This window comes from Pseudomonas alvandae, from assembly GCF_019141525.1.
Classification (GTDB): Bacteria; Pseudomonadota; Gammaproteobacteria; order Pseudomonadales; family Pseudomonadaceae; genus Aquipseudomonas; species Aquipseudomonas alvandae.
In genome coordinates this window covers 4,400,575-4,416,400 of sequence record NZ_CP077080.1, presented here as the reverse complement: position 1 = coordinate 4,416,400, position 15,826 = coordinate 4,400,575, and the positions used below count along the sequence as shown (strand labels likewise).

Annotated in this window: 14 protein-coding genes; 7 read left to right on the top strand and 7 right to left on the bottom strand. The window is 62.3% G+C overall.

The window, feature by feature from the left end:
* Positions 1-3 precede the first annotated feature (3 nt).
* From KSS97_RS19525 to KSS97_RS19510, 4 genes are read right to left on the bottom strand one after another with little or no spacing between them, the layout of a single operon-like run.
* Positions 4-648 (bottom strand): CpsD/CapB family tyrosine-protein kinase, encoded by a 645-nt coding sequence (locus KSS97_RS19525; RefSeq protein ID WP_030142088.1) that lies wholly within the window; start codon positions 646-648, stop codon positions 4-6.
* Positions 649-1,395: a sugar transferase gene (locus tag KSS97_RS19520; RefSeq protein WP_198795995.1), complete on the bottom strand. Its 747-nt coding sequence runs from the start codon at positions 1,393-1,395 to the stop codon at positions 649-651.
* Complete coding sequence (locus KSS97_RS19515; protein WP_198795996.1) at positions 1,392-2,450, bottom strand: NAD-dependent epimerase; 1,059 nt, start codon at positions 2,448-2,450, stop codon at positions 1,392-1,394. Before KSS97_RS19515 ends, KSS97_RS19520 begins: the two co-directional genes overlap by 4 nt.
* On the bottom strand, positions 2,447-3,805 hold the full coding sequence (locus tag KSS97_RS19510; RefSeq protein WP_030142091.1) for a UDP-glucose dehydrogenase family protein: 1,359 nt from the start codon (positions 3,803-3,805) through the stop codon (positions 2,447-2,449). Before KSS97_RS19510 ends, KSS97_RS19515 begins: the two co-directional genes overlap by 4 nt.
* Positions 3,806-4,181: 376 nt before the next feature.
* Between KSS97_RS19510 and KSS97_RS19505 the strand changes: the two genes are divergently transcribed.
* From KSS97_RS19505 to KSS97_RS19480, 6 genes are all read left to right on the top strand, one after another.
* Positions 4,182-5,879 carry a sulfatase-like hydrolase/transferase gene (locus KSS97_RS19505; RefSeq protein WP_217859941.1) on the top strand — a complete coding sequence of 566 codons (1,698 nt, stop codon included), beginning with the start codon at positions 4,182-4,184 and terminating at the stop codon, positions 5,877-5,879.
* 240 nt (positions 5,880-6,119) lie between these two features.
* A complete protein-coding gene (locus tag KSS97_RS19500; RefSeq protein ID WP_030142171.1) occupies positions 6,120-6,788 on the top strand; it encodes an ABC transporter ATP-binding protein in 669 nt (222 codons plus the stop codon).
* Entirely contained in the window at positions 6,785-9,256 is a 2,472-nt protein-coding gene (locus tag KSS97_RS19495) for an ABC transporter permease (RefSeq protein WP_217862071.1), read from the top strand. Before KSS97_RS19500 ends, KSS97_RS19495 begins: the two co-directional genes overlap by 4 nt.
* Positions 9,246-10,316: a lipocalin-like domain-containing protein gene (locus KSS97_RS19490; RefSeq protein WP_217859940.1), complete on the top strand. Its 1,071-nt coding sequence runs from the start codon at positions 9,246-9,248 to the stop codon at positions 10,314-10,316. The genes KSS97_RS19495 and KSS97_RS19490 overlap by 11 nt, the downstream gene beginning before the upstream one ends.
* A 65-nt stretch (positions 10,317-10,381) precedes the next feature.
* Entirely contained in the window at positions 10,382-10,624 is a 243-nt protein-coding gene (locus tag KSS97_RS19485; protein WP_217859939.1) for a hypothetical protein, read from the top strand.
* Between the two features lie 165 nt (positions 10,625-10,789).
* Positions 10,790-10,963 (top strand): hypothetical protein, encoded by a 174-nt coding sequence (locus tag KSS97_RS19480; RefSeq protein ID WP_187293355.1) that lies wholly within the window; start codon positions 10,790-10,792, stop codon positions 10,961-10,963.
* 177 nt (positions 10,964-11,140) lie between these two features.
* On the opposite strand, the gene KSS97_RS19475 is transcribed toward KSS97_RS19480, so the two are convergent.
* The 3 genes from KSS97_RS19475 to KSS97_RS19465 form a co-directional block, all read right to left on the bottom strand.
* Positions 11,141-11,659: an Hcp family type VI secretion system effector gene (locus KSS97_RS19475; protein WP_030142096.1), complete on the bottom strand. Its 519-nt coding sequence runs from the start codon at positions 11,657-11,659 to the stop codon at positions 11,141-11,143.
* 285 nt (positions 11,660-11,944) lie between these two features.
* A complete protein-coding gene (hglS, locus tag KSS97_RS19470; RefSeq protein WP_030142097.1) occupies positions 11,945-13,321 on the bottom strand; it encodes a 2-oxoadipate dioxygenase/decarboxylase HglS in 1,377 nt (458 codons plus the stop codon).
* 160 nt (positions 13,322-13,481) lie between these two features.
* Entirely contained in the window at positions 13,482-14,411 is a 930-nt protein-coding gene (locus KSS97_RS19465; RefSeq protein WP_030142098.1) for an alpha/beta fold hydrolase, read from the bottom strand.
* Positions 14,412-14,703: 292 nt separating this feature from the next.
* Between KSS97_RS19465 and KSS97_RS19460 the strand changes: the two genes are divergently transcribed.
* Positions 14,704-15,780: a diguanylate cyclase gene (locus KSS97_RS19460; RefSeq protein ID WP_217859938.1), complete on the top strand. Its 1,077-nt coding sequence runs from the start codon at positions 14,704-14,706 to the stop codon at positions 15,778-15,780.
* Positions 15,781-15,826 lie beyond the last annotated feature (46 nt).

Below are 15,826 nucleotides of genomic sequence, written 5' to 3'. Positions count from 1 at the left end.
GGCTTAAAGGTTGTTGTAGAGCCACTTCGGCATGTAGTACTTGCGGCGGTTGAACACGCTGCCGACGACCTTCGCGCCGGCCTGGACCAAGCGCTGCCGCGCGGCCTGGGCGACTTCCCAGCGGGTGTCCTCGCCGCGTACCACCAGCACCACGCCGTCCACCTGGGTACTCATGACCAGGGTGTCGGTGGCCGAGTACACCGCGTCGGCGTCGATCACCACGAAGCGGTATTGCGTCGCCAGTTGCCGGAACAACGGACGCAGTCGCTCGGGACTCAGGCGTTCGGCGTTGTGCCCGAGACGACCGTTGGGCAGCACGTCGAAGGGCAGGCTGGAAATCTGCACCACACAGTCTTGCAGCAGGGGCGGGGCGAGGCTGTTGAACAGCAGGTCGCTGAAACCGCGCTCTTTTTGCAACGACAGTTGTTGGCTGAGGTTATGCGGCGACTGGCTTGCGTCCACCAGCAGCACGCGACCGTTGCTCATCTGCGCCAGCTGGGCAGCCAGCGCCATCGCGCTGGTGCTCGTGCCGGTGCCGGTGTTGGCGGCCGTCAGTAGAAGGATCCGCAGATCCGGGTCGAGCACGGTCGAGGTCAGGTTGGTCTCGCTCGGGCTGGCTATGGTCAGGATATTCGTCGAACCGTCCATTTAACTCGCTCCGTGGCCGCTGAAAACTTTGAAGGGGGTGATCATCAGGATCTTCAAATCCAACAGCAGGCTCTGCTCGGCGATGTAGCTGAGGTCCAGTTCCACGCGCTGGTCGAAGTCGATATTGCTGCGCCCGGAGATCTGCCACAGGCCGGTGAGGCCGGGGTAGATGCTCAGGCGCACAAGATGGTTGTCCTTGTAGCGATAGGCGTTGAACGAGGTGGGCCGGGGGCCGACCAGGCGCATGTCGCCGGTCACTACGTTGATCAGGTTGGGCAGTTCGTCGAGGCTGCTGCGTCGCAGGAACCGGCCGATGGGGGTGATGCGCGGATCGTTGTCGATCTTGAAGTCGATGGCATCGGCGCCGTGCTTGTTCAGGTGGCGCAACGACTCTTTCAGGGCTTCGGCGTCGGCGACCATGGTGCGGAATTTGTACATGCCAAACACGCGACCGCGATAACCGGTGCGTTTTTGCACGAACAGCACCGGGCCAGGGCTGGAAAACTTGACCAGCAATGCCAGGCCCAGCAGAACCGGGGCGAGCAGCACCAGGATCGCCAGTGCGCCGAGGCAGGCCACCACCCGATTGGTCCGCGAGACCGTCCAGGGCCGACCGCCGTCGCGACCGGTCAACCAGCCGCGACCTTGGCGGTGAATCGCCGCGTCCAGGCGTCGGCGGTGCTCGGGGTCGACACGTTTGTCGCGTCCGAAGGCGCTGATCGGGATGCCTTGTTCATGTCGGGTCATAGACTCCTCCGCTGAGATTCGGCCGCAAGCGGCGCGTGGACGATGGGGTGCGCGTAGTAATCGAGGAACCAGTCGACGAAGCGACCCAGGCCGTCGTCCAGTTCGATGCGCGGTTGGAAACCGGTGGCCCGGGCCAGGTCGCTGGCATCGGCGCAGGTGTTGAGCACGTCCCCCGGCTGCAGGGGCAGCAGCTCGATCCGGGCCGTGCGGCCCAGGTGTTTTTCCAGCAGCGCGACGTAGGTCCGCAGCGCCACCGGGTGCTGTCCGCCAATGTTGTAGAGGCACCATGGCGCCAGGCTGGTGGCCGGGTCTGGTTGCTCGCGATTCCAGTCCGGTATCGGGCGAGGCGGGCGTTCGACCAGCCGGGCGATGCTCTCGACGATGTCGTCGATATACGTGAAGTCGCGTGCATGCTCGCCGTGGTTGAACAGTCGCAACACCTGGTTTTCGGTGATGGCCTTGGCGAACTGGATCGGCGACATGTCCGGCCGGCCCCAGGGGCCGTACACAGTAAAAAACCGCAGGCCGGTGCAAGGGATGCCGAACAGGTGGCTGTAGCTGTGGGCCATCGATTCGTTGGCCTTTTTCGTCGCCGCGTACAACGACAACGGATGGTCCACGCCGTCCTGCACCGAATAGGGTGTGCGCTGGTTGGCGCCGTACACCGAGCTGGAAGAGGCGTAGATCAGGTGCTTGACCGGGTGATGGCGGCAGCTTTCGAGAATGTTCAGGAACCCGCCGAGATTGCTGTCGACATAGGCGCGGGGATTTTCCAGCGAATAACGCACGCCGGCCTGGGCGGCGAGGTGAATCACCACGTCCGGGCGACGGAGCTGGAACAATTCATCGATCGCCGACGCGTCGGTCAGGTCGATGTGCGCCAGTGGAAATTCCCCGACCTGGTCCTTCACCCATGCCACGCGGTCGTGCTTGAGTTGCGGGTCGTAGTAGTCGTTGAAATTGTCCAGCCCGCACACGTCGTGGCCGTCGCGCAGCAACCGCAGCACGCAATGGGCGCCGATGAAACCGGCCGCGCCGGTCACCAGGATGTTCACGCTTGTGGCCCCGGGACGCTGGGCACGGTGTGCCGCAGGCCGATGCCGCGATACAGCAGCCCGGCAGCGGCGAGGTGCTCGGGGTTGTACAGGTTGCGACCATCGATGATGACCCGCGCACGGAGCTTGCCGGCCAGGAAATCGAAATCCACCACGCGGAAATTCTTCCATTCCGTGCAGATCACCAGGGCGTCGGCGTCTTCCAGCGTGTCATCGCGGGTCGCGCACAGGTTCAAGTCTTTGCGGTAGCCATACAGGCGCCGGCATTCGGACATGGCTTCCGGATCGTAGGCATGGACTTTCGCGCCTTCGCGCCACAGCGCTTCCATCAGGTAGCGGCTGGGCGCTTCACGCATGTCGTCGGTGTTGGGCTTGAAGGCCAGGCCCCAGATGGCAATCGACTTGCCGGCCAATCCGTCGGGGAACTGCTGGGCCAGTTTTTCGAAGAGAATGTGCCGTTGGCTGTCGTTCACATCAGTGACGCTGCGCAGCAGGCGCAGGGGCATGCCGCTTTGTTCGGCGGTGTGCAGCAAGGCCCGCAGGTCCTTGGGAAAGCACGAGCCGCCAAAACCGCAGCCCGGGTAGATGAAGTGATAGCCGATGCGCGGGTCCGAGCCGATGCCCTTGCGCACGGCCTCGATGTCGGCGCCCAGGCGTTCGGTGAGGTTGGCCAGTTCGTTCATGAAACTGATGCGGGTGGCGAGCATGGCGTTGGCGGCGTACTTGGTCAGCTCCGCGCTGCGGTTGTCCATGAACATCAGTTTTTCGTGGTTGCGGCAGAACGGCGCGTAGAGCTCGCTCATCTGATCCCGCGCCAACTGATCGCCGGTGCCGATGATGATCCGGTCCGGGCGCATGCAATCGGCCAGGGCGCTGCCTTCCTTGAGGAATTCGGGGTTGGAGACGACGCGGACATTCAGCTGTTTCAGGCCACGCCGCGCCAAGGCCTGGCGAGCGCATTCGGCGACTTTGTCAGCCGTGCCGACCGGCACCGTGGACTTGATGATCAGGGTGCGATCGCTGTCCATGAAATCAGCGATTTGCCGGGTGACCGCCAGCACATGGCTCAAGTCCGCCGAGCCGTCTTCATCGGCGGGCGTGCCGACGGCAATGAAGATCAGTTCGCCATGGTTCACCGCATCGCTGGCCTGGGAGCTGAACGACAGGCGTCCGGTCTTGATGTTGTCTTCGAGCAGGCCGGACAGTCCCGGCTCGCTGATCGGCGGTACCGCTTGCTGCAATTGACGGATCTTGTTCGGGTCAATGTCGACGCACAGGACGCGGTGCCCGACATCGGCCAGCGCCGCCGCCTGTATCAGCCCTACATACCCCGTTCCAAATACGCTCACGTCCATCTTTCGCGCGCCTCGTAAACCGATTGATGTAACTCGGATGAAACTGTTTAGAGGGGTATAGCGCAGGTTCTGAAAAGCGTGTCAGCAAAATGACAGTTGTCAGTGTTGGCAAACTCGAGAGATTGGGGCTTTTTGATATCAAGTCATTGACAGACTTGGATAAGTGCCGTTTTTAAAGGGTGATATCGCTGTTTAACGAGGCGATGAACGGTATATATCCATAGTTTTTTATATTTTATGGGTGTCAAAGGTGTCATTTTCGGGCTAACTTTTTTTTGACGCTCTGGCCGTTCGTCCAGTTTCTTGCGCTTTGAAAACCCGCTGCTAGTGTGCAGAAAGCGAACCCTCCATTGCTGCGCGACGCCGTCGAGAAACCATGACCCGATACCTCAAGGAAGTGCTGCTGGTGCTGTACCTTTTCCGGGGGCATGACTTGTACCTGGAGCGTCTGGCGGCCCTGGGTTTTGGTCTTGCAACGGTGCTGTTTGGCGCGATGTTCCTGGCCTTGGTGCTGGCGCTATGGATGACCGCCTACATTCGTCCGGCGTTGGTCAGGCATCTGTTTGCCCTGGCGATGTTTGTCTCGGCGGTGTTCTTCGAGACGTACATGCGGGTGACCGACAGCTACCTGACCTACAGCCAGTTCGTCTCGCTGGTGTATTCCGGTGGTTTTATCCAGGAGGCGGCCTATCAATATCGCGAGGTCATCATCAGCGCGGTGGCCGGCGGTGTGTTGCTGTTGTTGGGCATCGCCCTCAAACCGCGACGTCGGCTACCGCTGCCCGGCTACGTGCCGATCGTCGCGCCCGTGTTGGGCGTGCTGCTGCTCAGCGCTGTGCTGTTCGTGCGAGCGGGCGAGGGCGCGCGCGGCCTGCCGGTGATGTACACGCCGCTGGCCTATCTGAACCTGTTCATCTACGAGACGTTGCACAACACCGTCGGGCCTCGGGAGCCGGTCAGTCTCTCCCGGCAATCTTCTCCGATCGACCACGATATCGTGCTGATCATCGACGAAAGCATTGCCGGCAACTACCTCGACATCAACACCCCGTCCGGCATCTCCACTGGGCTGAAGACACCGCCCCCCGGCGTCGACATTTTCAATTATGGCTACGCGGCGTCTGTTGCCAATTGCAGCGCCGACACCAACGTTACCCTGCGTTATGGCGGCACCCGAGCCGACTACGTGCGCATCAACAGCACACAACCGTCGATCTGGCAGTACGCCCACCAGGCCGGGTTGCGCACTGTCTACATCGACGCCCAGCGCACCGGCGGCAATCTGCAGAACCTGATGACCGAGCTGGAAAAAAAAGCGATCGATCAATTCGTCCAATTCGACCAGACCCGCGTACGCGACCGGGACATGGCGGCCGTGGCGAAGCTGGTCGAGTTGCTGGGTAACGACCGGGCCGAGTTGGTGGTGATCAACAAGGTCGGCGCGCATTTTCCAGTCCATGACAAATACCCCGATGACTTCATGACCTACCGTCCGGCCTTGCCACGCGGGCAGTTCCAAGACGTGAGCGACACCGGCAGCCGCGATGGTTTCAACGGCGAGAAAGGCGATTGGGCGCTCTACCGCAACGCTTACCAGAACACCTTGCTGTGGAACGTCGGCGAATTTTTCCAGCGACTTTTCCGTGAAGGCAACCTCACGAACGCCGTGCTGATCTACACCTCCGACCATGGCCAGGACCTCCACGAACGCGGCAACCCCGGGCTCAACACCCACTGCGGTGGTGATCCGGTGGAGGAAGAAGGGCTGGTGCCGCTCGTCGTGATCCAGGGCCGCCAACTGCAGACGCTGGACTGGCGCGGCACCTTGGCACAGAACAAGGATCGCTCCAGCCACTACAACATCTTCCCGACGCTGCTGGAGTTGATGGGCTACGACCCGGCCGGGATCATGGCCCACTATGGCAAGCCATTGAACCAACCGACCGAAGACGACTTCACCTTCAACTACCGCTTCAATGCCCGGCTGGGGGCCAAGCCGGCCTGGAAACATATCGACCTGGACAGCATCGTCACACCAGGGCCGGTGAAGACCGAAGTGGCGGCGGGGCAGTGAGGATCGACCATGGTTGATCCAGCGCCATGACTGAAGGGGCCGCGCACCACAGATCCCTTGTGAGCGAGCTTGCTCGCGATGAGGTCAGCCCATTCAAAATCTTCATCGACTGTCACACCGCCATCGCGAGCAAGCTCGCTCCCACAGTTGGACACTAGACCAAGCATCTTTTGGAACTCTCACAACCCTCTGAACCTCCGCTATCCTGACGCCTTCGCCGATCTGCCCCGAGTCTTGCCCATGCTGGAAGTCCGCAACGTCTTCAAGAGCTACGCCACGCCCCAAGGCCCGCTGCCCGTGTTGCAAGGTGTCGACCTCACGCTGCCCCCGGGCAGCAGCCTGGCGCTGATGGGTGAATCGGGCAGCGGCAAGAGCACCTTGTTGCACTTGGTCGCCGGCCTGGACAAAGCGGACCGAGGTAGCATCCGTAGCGGTAACTACCAGCTCGACGGCATGAGCGAGCACCAACTGGCCAATTGGCGACGCACGGAAATCGGCCTGGTGTTCCAACAATTCAACCTGATCAGCAGCCTGTCGGTGGATGACAACCTCGCCTTCCAGGCGCGCCTGTGTGGGCGTTTCGATGCTGGCTGGCAGGCGCATCTGGTGCAGCGACTCGGACTGACAGACCTGCTGCGGCGCTATCCCGAACAACTTTCCGGCGGACAGCAACAACGGGTGGCGCTGGGCCGGGCACTGGCTTCACGGCCACCCTTGCTGTTGGCCGACGAGCCGACCGGCAGCCTCGACGAAGCCACCAGCGACGAAGTGCTGCAATTGCTGTTGGAATTGCTCGACGGCAGCCCCACCAGCCTGTTGATGGTCACGCACAGTCAACGAGTAGCGGCGCGCCTCGCGCATCGTGTGGTGCTGCAAGGTGGCCGTTTGGCACAGGCGGTCCAGGCCTGATGGTTTTTCGCCAGACGCTCAAGGCCCTGCTCAGCCACTGGCGACGACACCCGGTGCAATTCTTCAGTGTGCTGACCGGGCTCTGGCTGGCCACCAGCCTGCTCATCGGCGTCCAGGCACTGAACAGCCAGGCTCGCGACAGCTACGCCCGGGCCAGCCAGTTGATCGGTGGCGAACCCCAGGCCAGCCTGAGCGCGCCGGGTGGCGGCACCTTCGCGCAGCATTGGTTTGTCGACCTGCGTCGCCAAGGCTGGCCCGTGTCGCCGGTGTTGCAGGCGCGGGTGACGCTCAAGGGGCACGAAGAGCAGCGGCTGCAAGTGATGGGCATTGACCCGGTGTCGCTGCCGCCGGGTTCGGCCGTGGCGGGACAGGCCCGGGAAATCGATGAAGTGGTGGAGTTCTTCACCGGTGCCGGGCGTACCTGGATCGCCCCCTCGACCTTGCAAGCCCTGGGGCTGAAGGAGGGCGACAGGCCTCGCACCGTCGGCGACCAGGCCTTGCCGCCCTTGCATGTGCAACCCGACATGGCGCCGGGCGTGTTGTTGATGGACATCGGCTTCGCCCAGCAACTGCTGGGTTTGCCGGAGCAGGTTTCGCGATTGCTGCTGCCCGCCACGTTCACGGCCACTTTGCCCGAGGCATTCAACGGCCTGTTGCAATTCAAGCACGCGGACGAGGAAAACAACCTGTCGCGCCTGACCGAAAGCTTCCATTTGAACCTCGACGCGCTGGGGTTCCTGTCGTTTGTGGTGGGGTTGTTCATCGTTCATGCGGCCATCGGCCTGGCGCTGGAACAACGCCGCAGCCTGTTGCGGACCCTGCGGGCCTGCGGCGTCAGCGCGCGGGTGCTGATCACCAGCCTGGCGCTGGAGCTGGGCGCGTTGGCCTTGTTGGGCGGCGTGGCTGGCGTGCTCAGTGGGTATTGGCTGGCGAGTCTGTTGCTGCCCGATGTGGCGGCGAGCCTGCGGGGCCTGTACGGCGCGCAAGTGCCCGGGCAATTGAACCTCAGCCCCTGGTGGTGGCTGGGCGGGATTGGCCTGGGCCTGCTCGGTGCGCTACTGGCCGGGGCCCAGAGTCTTTTGCGCGCTGCACGCCTGCCTCTGCTGGCGCTGGCCAATCCCCAGGCCTGGCACCAGGCCCATGCGCGATGGCTGCGGCGCCAGGGAGCGGTGGCGACATTGGCCGCGCTGATCGCCGTGTCGGTGCTGGTCCGGGGCGACAGCCTGGCGAGCGGTTTTGTCTTGATGACGACGTTGTTGCTGGGCGCGGCGCTGGCTTTGCCGGTGCTGCTCAATGGGGTGTTGAACCGGTTGTTGCGTGGCAGCCGTTCGGTGCTCGGGCAGTGGTTTCTCGCTGATTGCCGCCAGCAATTGCCCACGCTGAGCCTGGCGCTGATGGCGTTGCTGCTGGCGTTGGCGGCGAACATCGGCGCCGGCAGCATGACCTCCGGTTTTCGCCAGACGTTCAGCGATTGGCTGGAGCAACGACTGACCGCCGAGTTGTATATCAGCCCGCAGACGCCAGCCCAGGCGGGCGAGCTGTACGACTGGCTCAAGCAACAACCGACGGTCACCGCCGTGCTGCCCAACTGGCAGGTGTCGATTCCCTTGCAAGGCTGGCCGACGGACATTTTCGGCATCATCGACCATGCTTCCTATCGCCAGCACTGGCCGTTGCTGGAGTCGACCGACGGCCAGGCGTGGGAGCAACTGGCCGGCGCCGACACGCTGATGCTCAGCGAACAACTGGCCCGGCGCCTGAAAGTGCGGATCGGTGATCGATTGACCCTCCCGACCCCACAAGGTCCGTGGGCGCCGCGCATCGTCGGAATCTACGCCGACTACGGCAATCCCAAGGGCCACGTGTTGATCAACGCGAAGCACCTGCTGGCGCACTGGCCGCAGCTCACGCCGTATCGTTTCAACCTGCGCATCGAACCGTCGAAGATCCCACCCTTGCTGGCGGCGTTGCAAAACCGGTTCAACCTCGACGACAGCCGCATCGTCGATCAGGCCCGGCTCAAAGGCTGGTCAACCCAAGTGTTCGAGCGCACCTTTGCCGCCACCGCCGCGCTCAACAGCCTGACCCTGGCCGTAGCCGGGGTGGCGTTGTTCATCAGCCTGTTGACCCAGAGCCAGAGCCGCCTCGGCCAATTGGCACCGCTGTGGGCAATAGGCGTCACGCGGCGGCAATTGATGCTGCTCAACCTTGGCCAGACCTGGCTGCTGGCGCTGCTGACCTTGTTATTGGCCGTGCCGCTGGGCATTGCCCTGGCCTGGTGCCTGGATGCGGTGATCAATGTGCAGGCCTTTGGCTGGCGCCTGCCGTTGCGGGTCTTTCCGTTGCAACTGGCGCAACTGCTGGCCTTGGCGATGCTCGCCACGCTGCTGGCATCGGCCTGGCCGCTGTACGCGCTGTACCGCACGCAGCCGACGGATTTGCTGAGGACGTTTGCCCATGAAGATTAGAGTCGGCCTGATGCTCCTTGCATTGCTTGCCGGTTGTGATGACTCGACGCCGCCGGAAAAGGGTTTTGCCGGTCTCGGCACCCACACCGTTGCGTTCACGCCCGTGGTGCCCGGGCGCGTGTTCAGCTTTCCAGCCGATCACGGTGTTCATGAAGGTTTCCGCATCGAATGGTGGTACATCACCGCTAATCTCAAGGACGCCGAAGGGCGGGATTTCGGCGTGCAGTGGACGTTGTTCCGCAGCGCCCAGGATCCTGCGGTGCAGGGCAGTGGCTGGCGCAACCAGACGATCTGGCTCGGCCACGCCGCCGTGACCTCCGCCAGCGTCCACCATGCCGCCGAGCGCTACGCCCGGGGCGGCGTCGGGCAGGCCGGGGTGCGGACTACGCCTTTCGATGCCTGGATCGATGATTGGCAATTGACGACTCAAGCCACTGGCAATGATCCCCTGGCGGCGATGCAGCTCAAGGCGCGTGACGCACACTTCAACTATGAACTGCAGCTCAGGTCGACGCGTCCGCTGGTCCTGCAAGGCGACCAGGGTTTCAGCCAGAAATCCGCGCAGGGCCAAGCGTCGTATTACTACAGCCAGCCGTTTTTCCAGGCGCGTGGTCATCTGGAAATCGACGGCCAGCGCTACGAAGTCAGCGGCCCAGCGTGGCTTGACCGTGAGTGGAGCAGCCAGCCGCTGACGGAAAACCAGACCGGATGGGACTGGTTTTCGCTGCACTTGGAAAGCGGCGAACAGGTGATGCTCTATCGCATGCGCCATAAGGAAGGCGCACCGTATCTCACGGGAACCTGGATCGATGCCCATGGCCAGGCGACGACGTTGCGTGCCGACGAAATCAGCCTCGCGCCGCTGGACACCGCCAAGGTCGCGGGGCGCGCGATGCCGGTGCGCTGGTCGGTCAAGATCCCCGGCAAACAGCTCGACATTACCACCCGGGCGCTGAATCCCGGGGCTTGGATGAACCTGCGCATTCCCTACTGGGAAGGGCCGGTGCAACTGAGCGGCAGTCACGGCGGGAACGGCTATCTGGAAATGACCGGCTATTGAGAATCGCCGGAACTCCCCGCATCCGTCGCCCCTCATAGCTTATGAATGCCTCGCGGGAGTCCTTCATGAGCGATTACCTCAAACCACCGTCGCTGGCCGATTGGCAGCGACTGTTCGACGACAAGGCTTACTTCCAGCAGTCGCCCGACGCTCATTTCACCGAGCTGATGCGGCTGGCTGACGATCTGTTCGGCCTGGGAGAGATTGACCTGGACCGCTGGCAAGAACTGAAGACCAGAGCCGAGGAACTTCACCAGCGCTCGCCGGATGCCAACGTCGCAGCGGAAGTGGCAGACCCCGACGCCTGATCTTATGGCGGCCCTTTCGCGAGCAGGCTCGCTCCCACAGAAGAATGCATTCCAATGTGGGAGCGAGCCTGCTCGCGAAAAGGACAACTCGGTCCTGGATTAAAACGCCATCGCCGCCATGCAATCCCACGCCAGCAGTTGGCACTACAGCAGAAGGAATTCAAGATGAAGCCCACATCAGACCCATCCGAACACAACCCTGATAAGCCGGCCATGCCTGGTGAAGTGGAGCGGGACAACGACGCGTTGCGCCCCAACGACCCGGCCAAGCGTGAGCAACGCCACGGTAATCCCGATGCGCAGGAAACCGATGCGCAGAAAACGGCCCGGCGCGATTGAAGTTGTTGGCGGGGGAGGGCAAGGATTCCTTGGCCCATGGCGTGAAAAATTATTTAAGTGGGGCTCACGGACATCCCGCGCAAGCTCCACTATTATTGTCTGCGTTCGCCCAGTGTCAGGCTCTTTACCAGTGCATGGAATGCCGAGGCCGTCGCACTGGGCGAACACCTGTGTGACTTAGCCGGCGACCGGTGAACGCCAGTCGTCGGAGCCGGACGTGCCGCTGACTTCATGGGTCCAGGTGATCTTGCGATACGTGAAGTGGACATCCTCCAGATGGGTGAAGTGGCTGTTGTTCGGGTCCTGGCAGTTGAGCATGTAGTCCTTCATGTCAACGATGATCGCGTCTTCCAGGGTGGTGGTGTAGTAGTGCTCCTGGGTGCCTGCGGCTGATGTGCGAAACCACTGGATTTCGACCTTGGTCAAGCGTTCACCGCTGGTCAGTGCGGCGAGCAGCAACGGCGAGGCCTTGTCGAAAACCTTGGTGATGACCAGTGGCTTGTGCACGCGCTGACCGGTTGGCTGGCCCGACTGGGCATCGCGCGGGATGATCACCTGATGCTCGAAGCCTTGCACCATGACCTGGTCTTCATGACCTTCCTGATAGGTGTTGCCCACCGAGTCGGCGGTAAACGCGCCGGCAGTGATCAGACCTTGTTTGGTGCCTTCGATGGACATGTAAGCGGGGGTAGCCAATGGATGCTCTCCTTGCGGAATAATCTGAAAGCCCGGGTCGCGAATCGTCCCGAGGCTGCCTGAGTTATCAAGAGCTGTGCCATCCGCTAAAAAATATCTATAAATCAAAGGGTTGGTGAGACGGCGCTGTCGAATCTAGCATTAAGCGCCGGACATTCACGCAATGGACTGCGCCGTGTATCCCCGTCGATTGCACACTGCGCTGGGGCGGCTGAAACGGCGACAAGCGCTGGATTGAAGCCAGCGCCCCGTGCAACTTCTTGCGCCGTCTTGCCTTCGGCTTTTCTACGCACCCAACGCAGACATGCACTCATCGATGGAGCGCTGCTGTGTCGCGGCGTACAGCGCCAACTCATCGATGGTTGTTCGTCCCAGTGCGGTTTCGAATGCCTGCCGATTGGACTGTCCGGCATAGTGGCTCTGGGCGGCATCGCCGAGGTTCGACTGGAAAATACCGGCGGCGCTGACTGGCAGGAAATCTTCGTACACCAAGGGCTCTGCGCGCAGGCATTGCTGTTCCAACAAGTACTCCAGTGTGAGCGGTTTGGCCAACGTGCCCTTGGCGGCCAGGCCTTTCGATGTCGGAAAGTAGCGGAAGTACGCCAGTGCCTGCTGGCGTAACTCATCGAGAGTGTCCGGGAATTGGGCGAAATGTTCAGCCATCAACGCGTTGTAGCGTTGCGCGTTGGCTTCGTTGGGAAATTCCCCCAAGGCGTCCCGTGCGGCGTTGAGCAATTGATCGTACAGCGCACGACCTTTGGGCGTGAGGGCGGCGCCGCGTTGTTCGATCTCGCCGAAACGCGCGCTGTGGCTGCCCTTGGACTGAGGCGAGTCAGTAAACGCGACGGGTTCGTCGAGGGCCTTGAAGCTGGTCTGGCGCAGCAGGATCGGACACTGTCGGCGAGGTGGACCTTCGACCACGGCCTTCGGCGTGATGCCATGCCGCGGCATCTGGGCCTGGACGATGTCGATGTCCAGGGTGCGCGGCGTCAGGTGATTGATGTGTGGGCCCTTGAAGGCCACGACGTCGGCGATCAGCCGATGCTGGGCGCTGAGTTGTCGATATTGTTCGGCGGTGACCGTGGCGCTGTGGTGCCAGCGGAAAGTTTCCAATGCTTGCAGGACAAACTCGTCAGCCTGGTGCTCCGTCAGGCCACCCTGGCGCTCGGCCAGCTCAATGAGATCGAGGGCGTCGGCGGTGAAAATCTGCCGTTTGGCCAACACCGACTCGGCAAAGGTCCGAAGCTCGGTGTTTTCAATCAGCTCCAGGCGCAACAGCGAGGTGAAGACCCGGAACGGGCTTACTTGCAACGATGCCTCGTGAACAGCGCGAAATGCCGTGGAGTGCACCGGTACCCCGGCAGGCGTGAGGTCGTAATAGCCCACCGGCTCCATGCCCATCACCGCAAACAGGCGACCGAGCATCGCCAGCTCGGCGGCGGTGCCGACGCGGATCGCACCGTGGCGTTCCAAGTCCAGGCGCTCGAGCTCGCCGGTGCTGCGCAGGTGTTCGGCCAGCGGGGAGTCGTTTGCCAGCACCTGGGCGTTGGTCTGTTCCACCAGGTTCATCAGTGCGCCGTACAGCGGCACCTCGTCGCGGTACATGTCGGACATCGCCCTGGAAAAGCGTTGGCGGATCAAGTCGGGGCTGACGAAGCTCATCGTGAGAATTCCTGGCGAGGGCTGTGGGAAAGTTGAACGAAAGATCGCAGCCTTCGCCAATGCCGGCAAACGAAGAATCTTCAGGACTTCATTCTGCCAGGGACTGATCCGAAGGCTCCCGCCGAAGACGTCGTCGCAAGCAATCAAGCCTGCCTTGTGTTCACTGCCCCAATCCCCTCAGGAAATCCCGATATAACGCCGCCGTTTTCCCGGGTTTCTCTACCATCGGCATATGGCCGACGCCGTCCCAGATTTCCACCCGCAAATCGGCGATGCCCTTGCTCCAGACCGGCACGCTGCTGACGTCGATCAGCCGGTCCTTGCGCCCCCAAAGCAGCAACGACGGCGCGCGGATGTCGTTCAGGCGGGGCTCCATCGGTGGGCTGGCGCGAAAATCGACGAAGATTTCCGCCAGTTCTTCCCGGCGCTGTTCGTAACGCTCGGCCAGTGCCGCCAGCACCACGCTCGGCAACCAGGGCGGCGAGGCCATGGTCATGGCGTAGAACGGTGCGAAATCATCCCGCGAATACACCAGGAACGGGTTATGCCCAGCGGCCAGGTGGCGTTCCATGTCACTGGGTTGGGGGGCGGTGACGCCCGCCGGGTCGATCAGCGCCAGGGTCAGCACGCGGTCAGGTGAGGTCGCCGCCAGCCACGCCGCGAGGTGGCCGCCCATGGAATTGCCGATCACATGGACCTTGTCCAGGCCGCAGGCATCGAGCAGCTCGATCACCCGCCGGGCCTGGGTCGGAATGTCATAGCCGCCGCCAGCCTTGAAGCCGGTTTCGCCATGGCCGGCCAGGTCGGGAATCACCACGCGGTACTGGCTGACAAAATGCCGGGCGAAGCGCAGCCAGAGGTTCTTGTCGGCACTGTAGCCGTGCAGCATCAGGATGCTGCCGGACGCTTCATAAGGGCCACCTTGCCAGGTCGACACCGTCATTTCACTGATGGGCACCGTGATCTTGTGCAGCCGGTAAAGCCGCGCTTCCAGGGCCATGCCCAGGTCATACAGCACGTGGCCGATGCCCGGATACGTCAGCCAGCTCCAGGCGATGAACACGGCGAGGACCACCCACAACACCAGCATGTCGTTGCCCTCCATGGGTCACGTTGGATGTTGACCCGTCGATATGATCCGACGGATCAAGGTAAGTGAAGCTGAAACCTTGGAATATCGCGATGTCATGCAGGTGTCTGCTTTGATACGCGCTGTGTCGGACAACAATTCCCCTCCTCATGTATAGCCAAAATATGCGAAGAACTACGTTCGTCCGGTGGGATAAATACCCCTGCATGGAGTGATGGCTATTTGACGCCACCCTGATAGACTCCCAACAACCCATCCCGGCGATCGGGAGACCGGCGGTGCAGAGGCCTCTATGCATAAGACGGGAAAAAAGGGACTCTCGCTGGCCAGGAGGCTGTATACATCGCGCATCCTAGGCCTGGCGCTGGGGTTGCTGGTGGTGAGTGTTGCCGTCCTGCCCCTCGACCCGGCGCCCTGGGTCTGGGGCTTCATGTTGTTTAACGGCTTGCTCTGGCCGCACGTGTCCTATCAATGGGCGCGTCGCTCGGCGGTGCCGTACCACGCCGAACACCGCAACCTGCTGATCGATGCTTTCCTTGGCGGCTTCTGGGTCGCCGCGATGCAATTCAATCCGCTGCCCACGGCCGTCACCCTGGCGATGATGGCCATGAACAATGTCGCTATCGGCGGGCTGCGTTTCCTGCTGGTCGGGGCCGCGGCCCAAGTGGCCGGCATTGCGATAGGAGGCGTGATTTTTCCGTTGAGCAGCGTGCCCATGACCAGCCCGGCGCAGCTCTATGCCTGCCTGCCGCTGCTGTGCCTGTATCCGCTGGCGCTGGGCTGGATCTGCTTTCGCCAGGCCTACACGCTCGGCCGACAGAAGCGAGAATTGCTGGCCCTCAGTCGCACCGACAGCCTCACCGGGCTGCTCAACCATGGCGCCTGGAAAGATCGACTCGATGAAGAATTCCAGCGTTGCCTGCGTCATCCATCGGACGGAATCCACGGCGCAATCGCGCTGATCGACATCGACCATTTCAAGGCCATCAACGACACCTACGGCCATGGTGCCGGCGACGTTGTGCTGCGCCAGCTCGGCAAGCTGCTCAGGCAAAACCTGCGGGCTGCCGACATTGTCGGGCGCTACGGTGGCGACGAGTTTTGCGTGATCCTGCCGGACCTGACCTTGCACAACGCGGTGCAGGCCATGGACGGTTTGCGCGAACGCTTTGCCACGCTCGCCTATGAGCAGGATCCGGCCTTGAAAGTGAGCCTGAGCATTGGCCTGGCAGCGTTCAACCCGGCTTATGGCGATGCCAGTGCATGGCTCAACGACGCTGACCAGATGCTCTACGAGGCCAAGACTGGCGGGCGTAATCGGGTTGTCTGTCAGCGACATTGGCAGGTGTTGGAGACGTCGACGGTCTAGAGCATTGGCGTTTTGTCGGGTAGGGTGCCCCTTGACTCCCTCAAGG